This is a genomic window from Pantoea sp. X-Soil-ISGK-421 (genome assembly GCF_059730785.1).
Map to the genome: position 1 here is coordinate 1,337,454 of NZ_AP035979.1, position 16,360 is coordinate 1,353,813.

17 protein-coding genes are annotated in these 16,360 nt (G+C 54.6%); 9 read left to right on the forward strand and 8 right to left on the reverse strand.

Annotation, left to right across the window (positions count from 1 at the left end):
• The first annotated feature begins 246 nt into the window (after positions 1 to 246).
• The 5 genes from AC6I8K_RS06165 to AC6I8K_RS06185 are packed head-to-tail and all read left to right on the forward strand — an operon-like array spanning position 247 to position 4,844.
• The gene (locus AC6I8K_RS06165) at positions 247 to 1,098 is read left to right on the forward strand and encodes a transporter substrate-binding domain-containing protein (RefSeq protein ID WP_497826393.1); all 852 of its coding nucleotides are present in this window, start codon (positions 247 to 249) and stop codon (positions 1,096 to 1,098) included.
• 12 nt (positions 1,099 to 1,110) lie between these two features.
• On the forward strand, positions 1,111 to 1,830 hold the full coding sequence (locus AC6I8K_RS06170; RefSeq protein WP_497826394.1) for an ABC transporter permease: 720 nt from the start codon (positions 1,111 to 1,113) through the stop codon (positions 1,828 to 1,830).
• Positions 1,831 to 1,841: 11 nt separating this feature from the next.
• Complete coding sequence (locus AC6I8K_RS06175) at positions 1,842 to 2,570, forward strand: ABC transporter permease (protein WP_483817076.1); 729 nt, start codon at positions 1,842 to 1,844, stop codon at positions 2,568 to 2,570.
• A 1-nt stretch (position 2,571) separates the two neighbouring features.
• The gene (locus tag AC6I8K_RS06180) at positions 2,572 to 3,366 is read left to right on the forward strand and encodes an ABC transporter ATP-binding protein (protein ID WP_064740682.1); all 795 of its coding nucleotides are present in this window, start codon (positions 2,572 to 2,574) and stop codon (positions 3,364 to 3,366) included.
• Positions 3,363 to 4,844: an HAL/PAL/TAL family ammonia-lyase gene (locus AC6I8K_RS06185; RefSeq protein WP_497826395.1), complete on the forward strand. Its 1,482-nt coding sequence runs from the start codon at positions 3,363 to 3,365 to the stop codon at positions 4,842 to 4,844. Before AC6I8K_RS06180 ends, AC6I8K_RS06185 begins: the two co-directional genes overlap by 4 nt.
• Positions 4,845 to 4,927: 83 nt before the next feature.
• Here the strand turns inward: AC6I8K_RS06185 and AC6I8K_RS06190 are convergent, their stop codons facing one another.
• Complete coding sequence (locus AC6I8K_RS06190) at positions 4,928 to 5,563, reverse strand: flavin reductase family protein (RefSeq protein ID WP_064740684.1); 636 nt, start codon at positions 5,561 to 5,563, stop codon at positions 4,928 to 4,930.
• Between the two features lie 127 nt (positions 5,564 to 5,690).
• Here AC6I8K_RS06190 and rlmF point away from each other — a divergent pair, with 127 nt between their 5' ends.
• Entirely contained in the window at positions 5,691 to 6,617 is a 927-nt protein-coding gene (gene rlmF / locus AC6I8K_RS06195) for a 23S rRNA (adenine(1618)-N(6))-methyltransferase RlmF (RefSeq protein ID WP_483817078.1), read from the forward strand.
• A gap of 2 nt (positions 6,618 to 6,619) precedes the next feature.
• Here rlmF and ybiO read toward each other — a convergent pair whose 3' ends face one another.
• From ybiO to rhtA, 6 genes are all read right to left on the reverse strand, one after another.
• On the reverse strand, positions 6,620 to 8,896 hold the full coding sequence (ybiO, locus tag AC6I8K_RS06200; protein ID WP_483817079.1) for a mechanosensitive channel protein: 2,277 nt from the start codon (positions 8,894 to 8,896) through the stop codon (positions 6,620 to 6,622).
• Between the two features lie 156 nt (positions 8,897 to 9,052).
• Positions 9,053 to 9,775 carry a glutamine ABC transporter ATP-binding protein GlnQ gene (gene glnQ, locus AC6I8K_RS06205; RefSeq protein WP_483817080.1) on the reverse strand — a complete coding sequence of 241 codons (723 nt, stop codon included), beginning with the start codon at positions 9,773 to 9,775 and terminating at the stop codon, positions 9,053 to 9,055.
• Positions 9,772 to 10,431 (reverse strand): glutamine ABC transporter permease GlnP, encoded by a 660-nt coding sequence (gene glnP, locus AC6I8K_RS06210; protein WP_007887744.1) that lies wholly within the window; start codon positions 10,429 to 10,431, stop codon positions 9,772 to 9,774. The genes glnQ and glnP overlap by 4 nt, the downstream gene beginning before the upstream one ends.
• A gap of 83 nt (positions 10,432 to 10,514) precedes the next feature.
• Complete coding sequence (gene glnH, locus AC6I8K_RS06215) at positions 10,515 to 11,261, reverse strand: glutamine ABC transporter substrate-binding protein GlnH (protein ID WP_064740688.1); 747 nt, start codon at positions 11,259 to 11,261, stop codon at positions 10,515 to 10,517.
• Between the two features lie 322 nt (positions 11,262 to 11,583).
• Positions 11,584 to 12,087, reverse strand: a complete 504-nt coding sequence (gene dps, locus AC6I8K_RS06220; RefSeq protein ID WP_036620516.1) for a DNA starvation/stationary phase protection protein Dps — start codon at positions 12,085 to 12,087, stop codon at positions 11,584 to 11,586.
• A gap of 297 nt (positions 12,088 to 12,384) precedes the next feature.
• Positions 12,385 to 13,293, reverse strand: coding sequence for a threonine/homoserine exporter RhtA (gene rhtA, locus AC6I8K_RS06225; RefSeq protein WP_497826396.1), 909 nt, complete (start codon positions 13,291 to 13,293; stop codon positions 12,385 to 12,387).
• 379 nt (positions 13,294 to 13,672) lie between these two features.
• On the opposite strand from rhtA, the gene ompX reads away from it, so the two are divergent.
• Positions 13,673 to 14,185, forward strand: a complete 513-nt coding sequence (ompX, locus tag AC6I8K_RS06230) for an outer membrane protein OmpX (protein WP_483817081.1) — start codon at positions 13,673 to 13,675, stop codon at positions 14,183 to 14,185.
• A 138-nt stretch (positions 14,186 to 14,323) separates the two neighbouring features.
• On the opposite strand, the gene AC6I8K_RS06235 is transcribed toward ompX, so the two are convergent.
• The gene (locus AC6I8K_RS06235) at positions 14,324 to 14,518 is read right to left on the reverse strand and encodes a hypothetical protein (protein WP_497826397.1); all 195 of its coding nucleotides are present in this window, start codon (positions 14,516 to 14,518) and stop codon (positions 14,324 to 14,326) included.
• A 202-nt stretch (positions 14,519 to 14,720) separates the two neighbouring features.
• Here AC6I8K_RS06235 and mntR point away from each other — a divergent pair, with 202 nt between their 5' ends.
• Together mntR and AC6I8K_RS06245 are read left to right on the forward strand one after the other, a co-directional pair.
• Complete coding sequence (gene mntR, locus AC6I8K_RS06240; protein WP_008102536.1) at positions 14,721 to 15,179, forward strand: manganese-binding transcriptional regulator MntR; 459 nt, start codon at positions 14,721 to 14,723, stop codon at positions 15,177 to 15,179.
• A gap of 20 nt (positions 15,180 to 15,199) precedes the next feature.
• Complete coding sequence (locus tag AC6I8K_RS06245; protein ID WP_497826398.1) at positions 15,200 to 16,309, forward strand: SLC13 family permease; 1,110 nt, start codon at positions 15,200 to 15,202, stop codon at positions 16,307 to 16,309.
• Positions 16,310 to 16,360: the final 51 nt, after the last annotated feature.

Here is a 16,360-nt window from a genome sequence, read left to right on the forward strand (position 1 = left end):
CTGTTTACGTTCATCGCGTGATTATCCCCTGATTTTACGGCTTTGCTGATTTGGCATAGCGCTTGCTAGGTTGTATGTACAAGTAAAGACCACGCAGCGATTATTCATTTTTATACTGGCTGGCTCACAAAAAGCTTATGCCGACAATGATCTGCCGCAGGCTAACTTGTATATACATGAAAGGTCATCTGTGAGTATTGCATGAGCAGAGACTGCCAAACTTGATTAATAGCCAGGAGAAGCCGCATGACGCACCGCGCCCCGATTCGCCGTTTTTGCCTCACGACCCTGTTTGCCAGCCTGATGATCAGCGGCGTTGCCGTACAGGCGAAAGAGTGGAAATCGATCACCATCGCTACCGAAGGCAGCTATGAACCCTGGAACCTGACGCTGCCAGGCGGCAAGTTAGGCGGCTTTGAACCCGAGCTGATGGACGATCTGTGCAAGCGCATGGGCATCCAGTGCAAGCTGGTGGTGCAGAACTGGGACGGCATGATCGCGGGCCTGAATGCCGGTAAGTACGACGTGATCATGGATGCGATTGTCATCACGCCGGACCGCAAAAAAGTGGTCAACTTCACCACGCCTTATGCCTCAACCCCGGCGACTTTCATCACCACCAAAGAGAGCCCGCTGCTGCCGGCCGATCACAACATCATCAAGCTGCATGACGATGAGAAAGAGATCAACGCGGCGATTGCCCCGCTGAAAGCGGCGCTGAAGGGCAAAACCATCGGTATCGCCTCCGGCACCGTGTACACCCCGTTTATCGATAAGTACTTCAAAGGCGATACCGAGGTACGCGAATACACCTCATCGGCGGATGCGATGCTCGACCTGCAGTCTGGCCGAATCGATGCGGTGTTCGATGACGTGACCTTTGCGCAATCGATGCTGGCGCGCAAAGAGAACAATAATCTGGTCTTCAGCGGCCCACAGCTCGGCGGCCCAATTTGGGGCGAGGGCGAAGCGATGGGCGTGCGCATGGCGGATAACGACCTAAAAGCCAAGCTGGATGAGGCGATCCACACCGCGTTGGCTGACGGCACGGTGAAAAAACTCAGTGAGAAATGGTTTAAAACTGACGTAACCCCGTAAGTGAGGTGAAAGATGATGAGCCTGCTGAGTTTTGGTGCTGATGGTTGGGGCCGCCTGATCCTGAGCGCGGCCTGCACCACGCTGCTGCTGTCGCTGGTGGCGCTGATGATTGGAGCAGTGGTTGGTTCTGGTGTGGCGGCCGCCAAGTTATCGCCTCAACGCTGGCTGCGCTGGTTAGGTGAAAGCTATTCGGTGGTGTTTCGCGGCATCCCGGAACTGCTGGTGATCTACCTGTTCTATTTTGGTGGATCCGGCCTGATTACGCTGGTTGGGCAGATGTTCGGCGCGGATGGCTTTATCGAAGCGCCGCCGTTCCTGATTGGTGCGCTGGCAATCGGGCTCATTTCTGGTTCGTATCAGGGCGAAGTGTATCGCGCGGCGCGTCTGGCGCTGGCTAAAGGCGAAGTGGAAGCCGCAGTGGCGATTGGTATGCCGCGCTGGCGCATTGCCCAACGTATTCTGCTGCCGCAGGTGGTGCGTTATGCGCTGCCGGGTATGTCGAACGTGTGGCAGATGAGCCTGAAGGATTCGGCGCTGGTATCGGTCACCGGCATTGTCGAGTTGATGCGTGCCAGCCAGGTTGCAGCCGGATCCACGCGCGATTACTTCACTTTCTATCTGGTTGGCGGCGCCTGCTATCTGGTGCTGACGCTGGTGTCTAATCATGCGTTTCGTCGGGCGGAGTCGCGCCTCGGTCGTGCGTGGCAAAGTCGCACTGCGGCACAGCATTAAGGAGCAGCAGCATGATCGACTTCGCTTTTCTCTCTGATACCTTTCTCAAGCTGAGCGCCGCGCTGCCGGTGACGCTCGGGCTGTTTATCAGCGCCTTTCTTTGCGGCGGCGTGCTGGCGATGGGTATTTTGTCATTGCGCATGAGCCGCTGGCGGGTGCTGAGCGGTTTCGCGCGCGGTTATATTCTGGTGTTTCGCGGTTCGCCGCTGATGATCCAACTGTTCCTCATCTATTACGGCCTGGGGCAGTTTGGCGTGATCCGCCACAGCTTCGTCTGGCCGTTCCTGCGTGAGCCGTTTATCTGCGCGGTGCTGGCGCTGTCACTGTGTACCGCGGCCTATACCGCCGAGATTCTGCGCGGCGCGCTGCTCGCCGTGCCAGCCGGACAAGTGGAAGCCGGTCTCGCCTGCGGCATGTCGCGCTGGCTGCTGCTGCGCCGCATTATCGCGCCGATCATGCTGCGCTATGCGCTGCCGGCGTACTCCACCGAAGCGATTTTGCTGGTGAAATCCACCGCGCTTGCCAGTCTGGTGACCGTTTGGGACGTCACCGGCGTGGCGCAGCAGATCATTCAGCGTACTTATCGCACCATGGAAGTCTTTGTCTGCGCGGCGGCGATCTACCTGATCCTCAACTTTATTATCGTCCAGCTGTACGCGCTGTTAGAGCGCCGTCTGAGTGTGCAACATCGTGTCGCAAAAAAGCCGTTGCCCGCCGTTAAACCGCTTGCCGGAGAGTAATATGCATTCCACATCACCCGTAACCTTATCCGCCACCGATATCCATAAATCCTTTGGCGCGATGGAAGTGCTCAAAGGCATTTCGCTGCAGGCACACCAAGGCGATGTCATCTCGATTCTTGGTGCCAGCGGCTCGGGCAAAAGTACCTTGCTACGCTGCATCAACCTGCTGGAAACGCCGGATGCCGGTGTCGTTAGCGTCGGCGGCGAAACCATTGAGATGAAGCGCCATGCGCGTGGCCATCAACTGGCGGCCAATCCAAAACAGATTGAGCGCTTGCGTTCGCGCCTTGGCATGGTGTTCCAGAGCTTCAATCTGTGGTCGCACATGACGGTGCTGCAAAACGTCATTGAAGGCCCGCACTATGTGCTGAAGCGCGACAAAAAAAGCTGCATCGCTCAGGCGGAGCAACTGCTGGATCGCGTGGGCTTACTGAATCGCAAAGATTTCTACCCAGCGCAACTGTCGGGCGGTCAGCAACAGCGCGTAGCGATTGCCCGCGCGCTGGCGATGGATCCAGAAGTGATGCTGTTCGATGAACCAACCTCGGCACTCGATCCGGAACTGGTGGGCGAAGTGTTGAAAGTGATGCGCAGCCTGGCAGAAGAGGGGCGCACCATGCTGGTGGTGACGCACGAAATGGGCTTTGCACGTAACGTCTCTAACCGCGTGGTATTTATGCATCAGGGCACCATTGATTGCCAGGGCGCGCCGGAAGAGATGTTTGGCGTACAGGGATCGCAGCGCTTTAAGCAGTTTATTTCCAGCCATCACGGTGCGGAGCAGCCAGCATGACCGTGGTGTGGGGCGATAGCCCATTAACCTGGCAAGAGCTGGTACAGGTGGCGCGGCACGACGCGGAACTCAGTTTGAGCGTCAGCGCCTGGCAGCGCATTGCGCAAGGGCGCACCATTGTCGATGAGATTGTGGCCAGCGGCCAGATCGCCTACGGCATCAATACTGGCCTGGGCGCGCTGTGCAACATCACGCTGCCGGAAGAGCAGCTCAGCCAGCTGTCGCGCAATACGCTGCTGAGTCACGCCTGTGGCGTGGGTCCGCTGCTGACGCGTGAACAGGCGCGCGCCATTCTGTGTGCGGCAATTGCCAATTACAGCCACGGTAAATCGGGTGTGTCGGTGGCGCTGGTGCAGCATCTGCTGGCGCTGCTCAACCAGCAGATTACGCCGCAGGTGCCGTCGCAAGGTTCGGTGGGCTACCTCAGCCATATGGCACATATCGGGTTGGCGCTGATGGGTGTCGGCGACGTTGAGTATCAAAACCAGATTATGCCCGCTGCGCAGGCGTTAACGCTGGCGGGTTTGCAACCCTATCGTCCGGGCGCCAAAGAGGGGTTGAGCCTGGTCAACGGTACGCCGTGCATGACCGGTTTATCCTGCCTGGCGCTGGATGATGCGGCGCGTTTGCTGGATTGGGCGGATGTCACCGGCGCGATGAGTTTTGAGGCGCTGCGCGGACAGCTGGTGGCCTTTGATGCCGAAGTGATGGCGCTGAAAGCCAGTCCGGGCATGCAGATGAGCGGCCAACGCTTACGTGAACTGCTCGGCGACAGTCCGCTGCTGGCGGCAAGCATTGGCATTCGTACTCAGGATGCGCTCAGCCTGCGCTCAATGCCGCAGGTGCACGGGGCCAGCCGCGATCAGTTCGATCACGCGGCGCGCCAAATTGAGACCGAACTGAATGCCTGCACGGACAATCCGCTGGTGCTCGGCACGCCGGATAACTGGCGCGTGGTGTCGCAGGCTAACCCGCACGGCGAATCGGTGGCGATGGCGGCGGATCTGCTAGCGATTGCCATGGCGGAAGTCGGCAGCATCGCCGAGCGGCGGCTTGATCGTTTAGTTAATCCCTTGGTGAGCGGTTTACCGGCGTTTCTGGTGGCGCAACCGGGCGTCAACTCCGGCATGATGATCGCGCAGTATGTGGCGGCGTCACTGTGTGCGGAGAATCGCCAACTGGCACAACCGGCGGTGCTGGATAATTATGTCACGTCCGGTTTGCAAGAGGATCATCTCAGCCTTGGCACCGGCGCGGCGCTCAAGCTGCTCAAGCTGGTGGGTAACGTGTGGCAGATTCTGGCGATTGAGTATTTGCTGGCGGCGCAGGCGCTGGATTTCCACGGCGAACAGCAACTGGCGCAAGGCACGGCGCATGCACTACGTCGCCTGCGCGTGGTGGTGGCCAACTGGCAGGAAGATCGCTGGCTGGCACCGGAGATCGCCCGCGCGGTTGAGGTGTTGAAAAGTGGGTTGTAGCGTGAATTTACGCGGTCGCCATGAATGGCGACCCTACAAACCGCATTGGCCCAGCGTAGGGTCGCCATTTATGGCGACCAGGCTTACGAAGATCGTCTCGCATCCGGGCGCACCAAATCAAAGCGCAGTTCTTCGCTGATGCCGTAATAAGCCGAGGGGCCACCGGCGCGCAGGATCGGCTGTGCTTTGGCGGTTTGGTAAATGCCATTCTCCAGCAAGGCTTCATCAATATGGATGGCGACGGCTTCGCCCAGCACCAGCCAGCTATCAATCGGGTTGCCTTGGGCATCCTGCAGTTGAATCAGCTGCGTCAACTTACACTCAAAGTTCACCGGGCTTTCCGCCACCATGCTGACATTGACGTGTGAGGCAGCAAGCGGCGTTAATCCCGCCAGCGCAAATTCATCTTGTTCAGATGCCACCGAAGCGGAGCTCTCATTCATCGCCTCGGCCAGCGGGCGCGTCGCCAGGTTCCAGACAAACTCTTTGGTCTCCGAGATATTCTGCACGCTGTCTTTCCAGCCGCTGCTGGCGAAGCCGATAATTGGCGGGTGGTAGTTAAAGCAGTTAAAGAAACTGTAAGGCGCTAAATTGCGTACGCCGCTGGCGCTTTGCGAGCTGACCCAACCAATGGGGCGTGGACCGACGATGGCATTCAGCGGATCGTGCGGCAAACCGTGTCCAGCGCGTGGCTGATAAGAGTAACGTTGACGTGTCATAACTATCCTTAAAGGGGAAACTGAGTTTACTGCACTAATCTCATCTAATACGGTGAATTCGATTAAGCGCATTGTGCGATGCCGCGAGCCAGAGTATCTTACGCCCGCGCTATTTTCCGGAGAAACTATGAACAAGCCAGCCGCCGCGTCACCTTTCCATCCGCGTAACCGCCACCAAGGCCGTTATGATTTTGCTGCTCTGACCGCAGCCCATCCGCCGCTGGCGGTGAAAGTGCGTCCCAACGGCTACGGCGAGTTGTCGGTGGATTTCGCCGATCCCGAAGCAGTGATGCTGCTGAATCAGGCGCTGCTGAAGCTGTTCTATAATCTCAACTGGCAACTGCCGAAAGGCTACCTTACGCCGCCGGTGCCAGGGCGCGCTGATTATGTGCATGCGCTGGCCGATCTGCTGGCGAGTGACAACGGCGGTGTGATTCCGCGCGATTTGGATGTGATGGATATCGGCTGCGGCGCGAACTGCATTTATCCGCTGATTGGCAACGCCGAATATGGCTGGCGCTTCACCGGGACCGATATCACCGCCGAAGCGATTACCGCTGCGGGTCAGATCGTGGCGAGTAATCCGGGCTTGCAGCGCGGTGTTCGTCTGCGCCGTCAAAAGGATGCGTCGGCCATTTTTGCGGGCGTGGTGCACAAAAATGAGCGCTATCACGCCGTGCTGTGTAATCCGCCGTTCCACTCTTCTGCGCAAGAGGCCGCCACTGTGGGTCAGCGCAAAACGCGTAACCTCGGCTTAGGTAAAAACGCACCGCTCAATTTTGGTGGCCATCACAGCGAGCTATGGTGTGATGGCGGTGAGCGCAAGTTTGTCGGGCAGATGATCGCTGAAAGCGTGGCGCAAGCAGACCATATTGGCTGGTTCACTTCGCTGGTGTCGCGTAAAGAGAATCTACCCGCGCTGCGTGACCAGCTGCGCGATCTCGATGCCTATGAAGTCCGTATCATCGAAATGGCGCAGGGGCAGAAGCAGAGCCGCTTTATCGCCTGGACGTTCCAGCCGCCAGCAACACGCGCTAAACGACTGAAACGCTAACCTCATTGTGCCGGTGGCAACGCCGGCAAGGTTGCTGCTGAGGTGATATCGCTGCCGGTCTGCATGACTTCCACCGTTTGATGCGGCGCTTTAATGCCGGCCGCATCAAAATGCTTCTTCACCTTATCATCCAGCGCAAAACGCACCGTCCACTGCTTGAGCGGCTGCGTGGTGAATGACACGCGCACGGTAAAGGATTGGTTGGTTAATCCGACTAATCCGGCAAAGCTCGGCTCGCCAATGACCATGCCACGAATATCCGGGTTCTCCAGCAGATCTTTTACCGCAGCTTGCAGCGTTTGGTTCACGCGTTCGCTATCTTCACTGCGATCCACATCATAGTTCGCCACGAACGAGCCAATGCCGCGCACAAAGTTGGCGAAGGTGGTGATCGATGACCACGGAATAATGTGATACGCGCCGGTATCCTGACGCACGCCCACCGAGCGGATCGACATACGTTCCACCGTGCCGGTGATTGGGCCAATCGTCACCAGATCGCCAGTGTTCATGCCGTTTTCAAACTGAATAAAGATGCCGGTGATGATGTCCTTCACCAGCGTTTGCGAACCGAACGACACCGCCAGACCGAGCGCACCGGCACCGGCCAGCAGCGGCGCAATATTCACACCCACTTCCGACAGTAAAATCATGATGGTGATGGTGCTGATCACCACCGCCAGCGCGTTACGGAACAGCGTCAACAGCGTGCGGGTACGCGCACTCGGCATTGGACGGCCGTGTGAGTCCGAGGCAAGACGGCTTTCGATCAGGCTCGCCAGCAGCGTCCAGCCCACCGCCGACAGCAGCACAATCATCACGATACGAATCAGCACATCGACCATTTTTTGGCCGGTACCGAGCGTGAGCCAGTGCCAGAGATCAAACAGATTCCACGCATTGAGCAGCAGCAACAGCGTGGCAAATACGGTAACCACGCGCGCCAGTTTCAGCAGCGCTTTCACCCAATCATTGACGCGTTTTTGCAGCTCGGGATAGTTGCGGCGCATATCGGGCGACAGCGTGACGGTTTTGCTGATCCAGCGCGTCAGCATGCCGGAAATCAGCGCAGCGATAACCACGATGGCCAGGCTGCGCACCGTGGCAGACATCATAAACTTCAGGCTGTCACCGGGATTGAAGATGGAGAACAGGAACAGCGCGATAAAATAGGCGCTGGCCAGCCAGTGCCAGACCATGCCGAAGGCGCGGATAAACAGGGCAAAGAAGCTCATGCTGCGATCGGCGAGACGCGACAGTTCTTGATGGATATTGCTTTTGTTGCGGAAAATCAGCCACAGCGCCCAGCCGGTCATGATCCCCATAATCAGCATGTTGACCAGCGCGGCCACCTGAATATTGACCTGATTGGAGACAATCGGTACCACCACCAGTAAACCGTAACCGATGATGCCGCTTAGCCAGCTCAGACGCGTGTTCCAGTAACTGGCGCGCGCATCTGATAAGTGGAAGAAGCGCAGTGCCGGGAAATGCGGGCAGAAAATCAGGCGCAGAACCGCTTTGAAGAATTCAATCAGTGCGAAGGCGTTGAGGAAAAGCCCTTGCTGATAGGCAATGGTGCGGTTGCCGTCATGATAGTTGTCGCTGATGATCTGACCGACAAACAACGTTAATGCCAGCAGCACAATATCGAGAACGAAGGCCATCATGATGGTGGCGGGCAAGTGCAACCACTTGGTGCGTTCAAGGTTTTGATGGCGCCCCCAGCGGCCCATACGTCGCCAGACCGGCCACATCAGGCGCCGTGTTAGCCAGTACAAAGCAAACACCGCGGCGGCGAGGGCGGCAAAGTATTTCAGCGCGTTGAGGAAGGTTTGCTGGTTAAAAGACTTGTGTGGCGCATTGGTGATGTTGTCATGCAGTTGGACAAACTGCGCGGCCACCGCGCCGCCATATTGGCGCGTTACGCTGGTGACGCTCTCCAGCACGGTGGGATCGTCCTGAGTGGCCTGCGGCGGCGCGAGCACCGGGTGTTCATCGGTGGATTTGCTGTTAGCGGCCTGGCGCAGTTGATCGATCAGCTCCTGGCGTGAGGTGTTGTTATCCAGAATATTGGCCAGCGCGGCATACGCGGCTTTTTTCTCTTCTACGCTGGGTTCACCTTCGGCTGGTGTCTCAGCGGCGGGCTTTTGCGACTGCTGTGCCGCAACGGCCGCCTGCGGCAGATTAACGGCCTGCGCCGGGGCGATGACAAACAGAGTGAACAAACTGAAAAGTAACCACAGGGTGGAACGACCGGGTGGGCTGGCAGACAACATCGCTTTCTCCTTGAACGGCACAAGAGAGAAGTATAGTCAGTGATGGAAGGTACAGATTCTGAAAGGAAAATTGATTTTTGTGTGGGGCGGTGGGGAAGAAGGTCGTCATCAATGACGACCTTACATAATCGGTCGCCAACCATGGCGACCAAGCTATCAGGATACGTGCTGCAGGAACTCGCGCAGACGATCGCTTGGCGGGTTAGTGATCAAATCGTCCGGGTTGCCATCTTCCGCGATGGTGCCTTTGTCGATAAAGATCAGACGTGAAGCGACTTTCTGGGCGAAACCGACTTCGTGCGTCACGATGACCATCGTCATGCCTTCTTCCGCCAGATCTTGCATCACTTTCAACACTTCGTGACGCAACTCAGGATCGAGGGCTGAGGTGGGCTCATCAAACAGCATCATCTTTGGTTTCACCGCCAGCGCACGCGCAATGGCTACGCGCTGTTGCTGACCACCAGAAAGCTCCGACGGGAAGTGATGCGCACGTTCGGCAAGGCCGACCTTGCCCAGCAGTTCGCGCGCCAGTTTATGCGCTTCTTCTTTCTTCGCACCACGCACGCGAATCGGGCCAAAGGCGACGTTATCCAGCGCGCTCATCTGTGGGAACAGATGGAACTGCTGGAACACCATGCCCGCTTCCTGACGAATCAGGCGCTCATCCACTTTCGGATCATTGACCTTCATACCATCGACAATCAGATCGCCGGTGGTGATCTCTTCCAGCTTGTTAATGCAGCGCAGCAGCGTAGATTTACCGGAACCGGATGGCCCGATAATCACCACCACTTCGCCCTGGTTAATCTTCAGGTTGATGTTGTGCAGAACCTGAGTCTGGCCGAAATTCTTCGAGACGTTTTTAAATTCAATCACAGAATTTTCATCCTTTTCTCAATACGGCGCAGCACAAAGCTCAACACCAACGTAATAACCAAATAGATGATGGCAACGGCGCTCCAGATTTCCAGCGCACGGAAGTTGCCGGCGATAATCTCCTGACCCTGACGCGTCAGTTCGGCCACGCCAATCACGATAAACAGCGAGGTATCTTTGATGCTGACAATCCATTGGTTACCCAGCGGTGGCAGCATACGGCGCAGTGCCAGCGGCATGATCACGTAACGCAGGGTTTCGCGGCGCGACAGGCCCAGCGCCAGACCCGCTTCACGGAAGCCTTTGTTGATCGACAGTACCGCACCGCGCGTGATTTCTGCGATGTAGGCACCGGAGTTGATCATGATGGTGACCACTGCGGCGCTAAATGGATCGATACGCAGATCCGGGAAGGCCATTGGCAGGGCGAAGTAAATAAACATCACCTGCACCACGATTGGCGTACCGCGAATCAGTTCGATGAAAACTAAGGCGATGTTGTTGGTGATCCAGCCGCCGTAGGCGCGGGCAAAACCGGCAACCAGGCCGATAATTAAACCGCCGACCAGGCCGAGGACCGAGATCAGCAGGGTCATCTTGGCACCTTCGATTAAAATCGGCAGGGCAGGCCAAATGACGCTCCAGTCAAACTCCATGGTGTGACTCCAAATCTGTTGCGTGGAAATGTAAAAAGCAGGGAGTGTTATGCTCCCTGCTGCAAAATCGGCTGAGGCCGGAATTATTTTGGTTCAGTACCGAACCATTTTTTATAGATGGTGTTGTATGTGCCGTTGTCGCGCAGGGTTTTCAGTGCGCCGTTCACTTTTTCACGCAGATCGTCGCTGCCTTTCGGGAACGCGATGCCATACTGCTGCGCTTCAATCGACTCGCCAACCGCTTTAAAGCGGCCTTTACCGGCAGTGTTAATGAAGTACAGGATGTTAGGGGTATCATGCAGCACGGCATCAGCACGTTGGGTGCCTAACTCCATGTACGCGTTGTCGATGTTAGGGAACTGACGCAGGTCTTTCGATTTGATGTGGGCTTTCGCGTAATCAACCGAACCGGTGCCGCTTTTCACTGCGACCACTTTACCGTTCAGATCGTCGATACTCTTCACATCTTTTTCATTCTCGCGCACCATCACCAGCAAACCGCTTTTGTAGTAGCCGTCAGAGAACTCGATGGCTTTTTTACGTTCTTCGGTAATGGTGATACCCGCCAGCGCCAGGTCAATGTTTTTGGTTTGCAGGGCGGGAATGATGCCGCTGAAATCCATTGGCTTGAAGGCGTAATCGAGTTTCAGTTCTTTCGCGATGGCATCCCACAGATCGATATCAAAACCGACGTATTTATCGCCTTGTTTGAACTCGAAGGGAACGAATGCAGTGTCGGTTGCGACGATCAGTTTTTTGTCTGCTGCGGTGGAGGAAAGCGAGAAGGCCAGCGCCAGCGCGGCCACGGAGACTTTAATCAATGACTTCATCATTTTTTTCCTTATTACCCTTCAGGCCTGATGGCCCGATGTACGGCCTATCATATGAAAAAATTATGCCAACTTTTCATTTTGATCGAAATCAGTAGTTTTAAGCACTTGCTGACACGATTTTGCGCAGACGAAAAGTTTTGCACCTTATTGGTGCTTCATTTTGGTGCGTAGTGCTGTTGTGGTGCAGGCACAGTGTGCACCAAGGGCGGGGAGAGCGAAAGAAGGGATTAAGGAATTGTTAACAACGTCAAAAAAAGCACCATAATGTTACAGGCGTAAAAAAAGGCGGGATAACCCGCCTTCGTTATTACACTGAAATTTATTCGATATTTGATTCGATAAACCACAGGAATTTATCCAGATCGCGCGATGCGGCTGTGAAGATATCCGCGGTGTCTTCATCGCTTACTTCTGTGATGGCTTTACGGGTATCATTCGCCACAATCGCATAACGATCGGCCAGCGCTTTCAGATGATCCTGCACGCTATGAATGTTTAGCGGATAGCTTTTCAAGGGTGTTTTGTCGTTGACGATCTGAGTGGTACCCAGCGCCACACCGCCCAGCTGAACCACACGTTCAGCGATAGTGTCCTGGTGATCGGTAATGGCGGTACGGAAACCATCCAGCATCTCATGTACGCCAATAAAGTTGGCGCCACGCATGTTCCAGTGCGCCTGCTTGGTGATCAGCGACAGGTCAATAAACTCCACTACCAGACGGTTGAGCACCTCGATGGTCGCTTTTTTATCGCTGTCAGCGACGTCATTACGGGTGTAAATCAGATCAGACGATTTAGTTTTAACCAGTTTTGCGGTACTCATCATTAATGTCCTCTTATTGATGGTTGTCCTAATCAAGCACGGAAATAAGTATAGCAGCAGTTTTTTAATTTGCAGGCTTGATTAAGTCAATGGCAGGGATAGATAAATCTTAATATTGCTCATGGATTGTGCTTTTTTATTTTTAGTTGTTTAAAAACATAGGTTTGATGCTTGTGTTAATTATTTATTAATCGTGTTGCAAAATAATAACAGAGAATGCTTCAAAATCTCGGTGAAGGTGATAATGAGAATGCTTAAATATTTAGCCTGCCGTCAAGCAGGCTGAAATAAGCCTATTTATTGCGGATTGGCAATATCCACTTCGCTTATTTTGGCGCTTTTTTGTTTCATGGTTAGCGTCGAGCCTGCCGAGGCGATGATGATCGCCAGTAACGCCAGCCATTGCTTCAGCGTTAACAACTCACCGAGGAACAGCATGCCTGAAAGCGCGGCCATCGCCGGTTCCAGACTCATTAAAGTGCCAAAAATGCGCGCCGGCAGACGCGTCAGCGCCATCATCTCAAGAGAATAAGGAATGGCGCTGGAAAGCAGGGCGATCAGCAGCGCCAGCGGCAGCACATCCCAATGCCAGATTCCCGGTGCGGCAAATATCAGGCCGAGCGGCACAAAAATGACCGAGGCAATCAACGAGCCCATCGCGACGGTTGCCGGACCATGTTCCGCGCCAGCACGTTGCCCCGCAAGAATATAGACCGCCCAGCAAGCGCCGGCTCCCACCGCCAGCAGCGCACCAAGTGGATCGATATGACTCATCCCTTCACCGATCGGCAACAGGAACCACAAACCGACCACCGCCAGCAGCACCCATATAAAATCGAGCGGGCGGCGCGCGCCAATCAAGGCCAGCGTTAGCGGTCCCAGAAATTCTAAGCCCACCGCCACACCAAGTGGCACAGTACGAATGGCTAAATAGAAGAGATAATTCATGCAGCCAAGCGCTAAGCCATACATCAGCAACGGTTTGCGCTGCTCACGCGTGAAGCGCAAACGCCAGGGTTTAAAAATGATGCAGAGGATCAGGGTGCCAAGACCAAGACGTAGCGCGGTAATGCCCGGTGCGCCAACGGTAGAAAACAGCGATTTCGCCAGTGAAGCGCCGCCCTGCAGTGAGAGCATCGCAATCAGTAATACGGCAATAGGGAACAACACCGGGGCCATATTTTTGGTCGTTAGAGGCGCAGACATCCTGTAATCCATTCCTTTTATTTATTAACAGCAGAGTAACAAGCGCTCAGTGTAAAGGAATCTGCAGCAAATAAGGAGGCGCGATGCGGGGAAATAAAACGCGCTGACCGGTCAGAATTTAGCCATTTTTAGTGCCATTTCCGTAAAGAAACGTCAGGTTAGTTTAGGAATTTACTTAAAGGCATTTTTTGTGATCGGAAATTTTGTTGCAGGAATATGATGGTTTTTATAAGTAAAATGAATGACATAGGAAACTTCATTAACTTTCTGTTACACCAAACAATCTGTTAGACAACAAAATGCGGGCAGAGTTTCTTGCTGTTTTTTGTTATATTTATAGCGTTGTCAGGAGAGAAGTATATTCACATTTGAGGTGGTTATGAAAAAAATTGCATGTCTTTCAGCATTGGCTTGTGTACTTGCAGTTTCTGCAGGTTCTGCCATGGCACAAAGCACCGTTACCGGTGGTTACGCTCAGAGCGATTATCAAGGCGTTGCTAACAAAGCAAACGGCTTCAACCTGAAATATCGTTACGAAGATGGTTCTAACCCACTGGGTTGGATCGGTTCTTTCACCTACACCGAGAAAGATCGTACTGATGCTGGCGCTTATAACAAAGCTCAGTACTACGGCATCACCGGTGGTCCAGCTTACCGTCTGAACGACTGGGCAAGCATCTACGGTGTTGTAGGTGTGGGCTACGGTAAATTCCAGCAGAACGACACCTCTGTACGTTCTAAGTCTGATACCAGCGACTACGGTTTCTCTTATGGTGCGGGCATGCAGTTCAACCCAATCGAGAACGTCGCACTGGACGTAGGTTACGAGCAGAGCCGTATCCGCAACGTCGACGTTGGCACCTGGATTGCTGGCGTAGGTTACAGCTTCTAAGTTCTTGCTTAGACCGGTTGCACAATGAACGGCCCTTCGGGGCCGTTTTTTTATGGGTGCAATAAGCGATTTACCCACGTCTATAAACACAAAGCCCGCTACATGAGCGGGCTTTGCTGAAAAGAATGAGTGGGAACGTTAGCCGCGCCAGATCAGTTTTGGGCACGGACGTTCAACCAGCTGTTTGCCGGTGAGCTTTTCAATCAGCATCAAACGCAGCGCAAATGGCGAGCGGGTAAACAGGCACAGCAGCGATTTCAGCTCAAAAGCCGTTTTGCTCTGTTCAGCCTGGAAACATTTGCCACAGTCGAGGCAGTTTTTCATGGTAGTCATGTTCACCTCCCGAGTGAATGACGACATTTTCTTTGTAGCCTTTGTAAGCTATTCGCTTACATTATCAACAAAGATAGCATTGGCTATACTCTTTAGCCAACACTATTTAGGAAAAATTTGTGCTTATTTGAGCCTGGTTTACAATGGGCGCAGCCAGCCCGCACCGTAGGTAAAGTGCGGCAGATAATAAAGAGGAAGTTGAATGAGTCGTCGTGCAAAAATTGCCACCAACATGCCCCAGGGCCCGCTAAAAGAGATCGAGGAGCATGTCGAAGGATTTCGTCAGGTGCGCGAGGCGCATCGTCGTGAGCTGATCGATGACTATGTAGAATTAATCTCTGATTTGATTCGCGAATTTGGCGAAGCGCGTCAGGTGGATATGGCCGCACGTCTGGGCGTTTCCCAGCCCACCGTGGCGAAAATGCTGAAGCGTCTTGGCACCACCGGCTTAGTCGAGCAAGTGCCATATCGCGGCGTGTTCCTGACCGCTGAGGGTGAGAAGCTGGCTGAAGCGAGCCGCGTTCGTCATCATATTGTTGAAACCTTCCTGTTGGCGCTGGGCGTAAGCCCGGAAACCGCACGCCGAGATTCAGAAGGCCTTGAACATCACGTCAGTGATGAAACGTTGGCCGTCTTCCAGAAATTTTACGAGAGTCGTTAACCACAAGGCCTTTCGCCATCATGCCCAATCTGCTTCGTTCCTTAATGCGCGATCGTATTTTGCATTTGTTGTTGTTATTGGGTGTGATCATGTTGCCGCTGGCGAATTTCCGCTGGTCGCAATTGCCGACTGCCGTTGACTGGCATACCATCATGACGCTCACCGGCCTATTGATGTTAACCAAAGGGCTGGAAAACAGCGGCTATTTTGATGTGCTCGGCGCGCGCCTGATCCAACGCTTCCAGCACGAACGCGCGCTGGCGTTGTTCATGGTCTGCGCCGCCGCGTTACTCTCTACTTTTCTCACTAACGATGTCGCACTGTTTATTCTGGTGCCACTGACGTTGACGCTGCGCAAATTCTCGCGCCTGCCTATTTCCCGCCTGATCATTTTCGAAGCGCTGGCGGTAAACGCCGGCTCGTTATTAACGCCGGTTGGCAACCCGCAAAACATTTTGCTGTGGAGTCACGGTACGCTCAGCGTGCCCGGCTTTATTGCGCAGATGGCGCCATTGGCGGCATTTTTGATGCTGACGCTGATGGCGCTCACCTGGTGGAGTTTCCCGGCACGCACAATTCAAAAGCATGAGCAAGGTGAAGCCCAGGCGTGGCGCAAGTCTTTGTTCGTCGTCAGCGTGGTGCTGTATATAGTGTTTATCGTCGCGCTGGAGCTAAAAATGACCGGCTGGGCGCTGCTGCTGGTGGCGGCCTGTTTCCTGATCATGGCGCGCAGCGTGTTGATCAGCATTGACTGGAGTTTGCTGCTGGTATTCGTGGCGATGTTTATCGATGTCTTCCTGTTAATGCATTTATCCTGGCTGCAGCCGCATTTTGCCGCCATTGGTCAGCTCGGTGAAGGCGGCCTCTACCTGCTGGCGATCGGCTTCTCGCAAATTATCAGTAACGTTCCCGCCACCATTCTGCTTTTGCAGAAAGTGCCACCCTCCGACGTGTTAGCGTGGGCGGTGAATATCGGTGGATTTGGCTTACTACCAGGATCGCTCGCCAATCTCATTGCCTTACGTATGGCGCAGGATGCGCGGGTTTGGTGGCGCTTCCATCTGTTTTCAATCCCGATGCTTGCCTGGTCGATGGCGGGCGGATGGCTGCTGTTGCACCTATTGCGCTAGCCGAGTGCCAATGTCGGCTTGTGTAAAGTTGCATTGGCATTTGTCAATTTC

Excerpts from the sequence above, each read along its gene's own strand:
- AC6I8K_RS06165 (WP_497826393.1), top strand. The coding sequence starts at position 247 with ATGACGCACCGCGCCCCGATTCGCCGTTTTTGCCTCACGACCCTGTTT.
- AC6I8K_RS06170 (WP_497826394.1), top strand. The coding sequence starts at position 1,111 with ATGATGAGCCTGCTGAGTTTTGGTGCTGATGGTTGGGGCCGCCTGATC.
- AC6I8K_RS06175 (WP_483817076.1), top strand. The coding sequence starts at position 1,842 with ATGATCGACTTCGCTTTTCTCTCTGATACCTTTCTCAAGCTGAGCGCC.
- AC6I8K_RS06180 (WP_064740682.1), top strand. The coding sequence starts at position 2,572 with ATGCATTCCACATCACCCGTAACCTTATCCGCCACCGATATCCATAAA.
- AC6I8K_RS06185 (WP_497826395.1), top strand. The coding sequence starts at position 3,363 with ATGACCGTGGTGTGGGGCGATAGCCCATTAACCTGGCAAGAGCTGGTA.
- AC6I8K_RS06190 (WP_064740684.1), bottom strand. The coding sequence starts at position 5,563 with ATGACACGTCAACGTTACTCTTATCAGCCACGCGCTGGACACGGTTTG.
- rlmF (WP_483817078.1), top strand. The coding sequence starts at position 5,691 with ATGAACAAGCCAGCCGCCGCGTCACCTTTCCATCCGCGTAACCGCCAC.
- ybiO (WP_483817079.1), bottom strand. The coding sequence starts at position 8,896 with ATGTTGTCTGCCAGCCCACCCGGTCGTTCCACCCTGTGGTTACTTTTC.
- glnP (WP_007887744.1), bottom strand. The coding sequence starts at position 10,431 with ATGGAGTTTGACTGGAGCGTCATTTGGCCTGCCCTGCCGATTTTAATC.
- glnH (WP_064740688.1), bottom strand. The coding sequence starts at position 11,261 with ATGAAGTCATTGATTAAAGTCTCCGTGGCCGCGCTGGCGCTGGCCTTC.
- dps (WP_036620516.1), bottom strand. The coding sequence starts at position 12,087 with ATGAGTACCGCAAAACTGGTTAAAACTAAATCGTCTGATCTGATTTAC.
- rhtA (WP_497826396.1), bottom strand. The coding sequence starts at position 13,293 with ATGTCTGCGCCTCTAACGACCAAAAATATGGCCCCGGTGTTGTTCCCT.
- ompX (WP_483817081.1), top strand. The coding sequence starts at position 13,673 with ATGAAAAAAATTGCATGTCTTTCAGCATTGGCTTGTGTACTTGCAGTT.
- AC6I8K_RS06235 (WP_497826397.1), bottom strand. The coding sequence starts at position 14,518 with ATGACTACCATGAAAAACTGCCTCGACTGTGGCAAATGTTTCCAGGCT.
- mntR (WP_008102536.1), top strand. The coding sequence starts at position 14,721 with ATGAGTCGTCGTGCAAAAATTGCCACCAACATGCCCCAGGGCCCGCTA.
- AC6I8K_RS06245 (WP_497826398.1), top strand. The coding sequence starts at position 15,200 with ATGCCCAATCTGCTTCGTTCCTTAATGCGCGATCGTATTTTGCATTTG.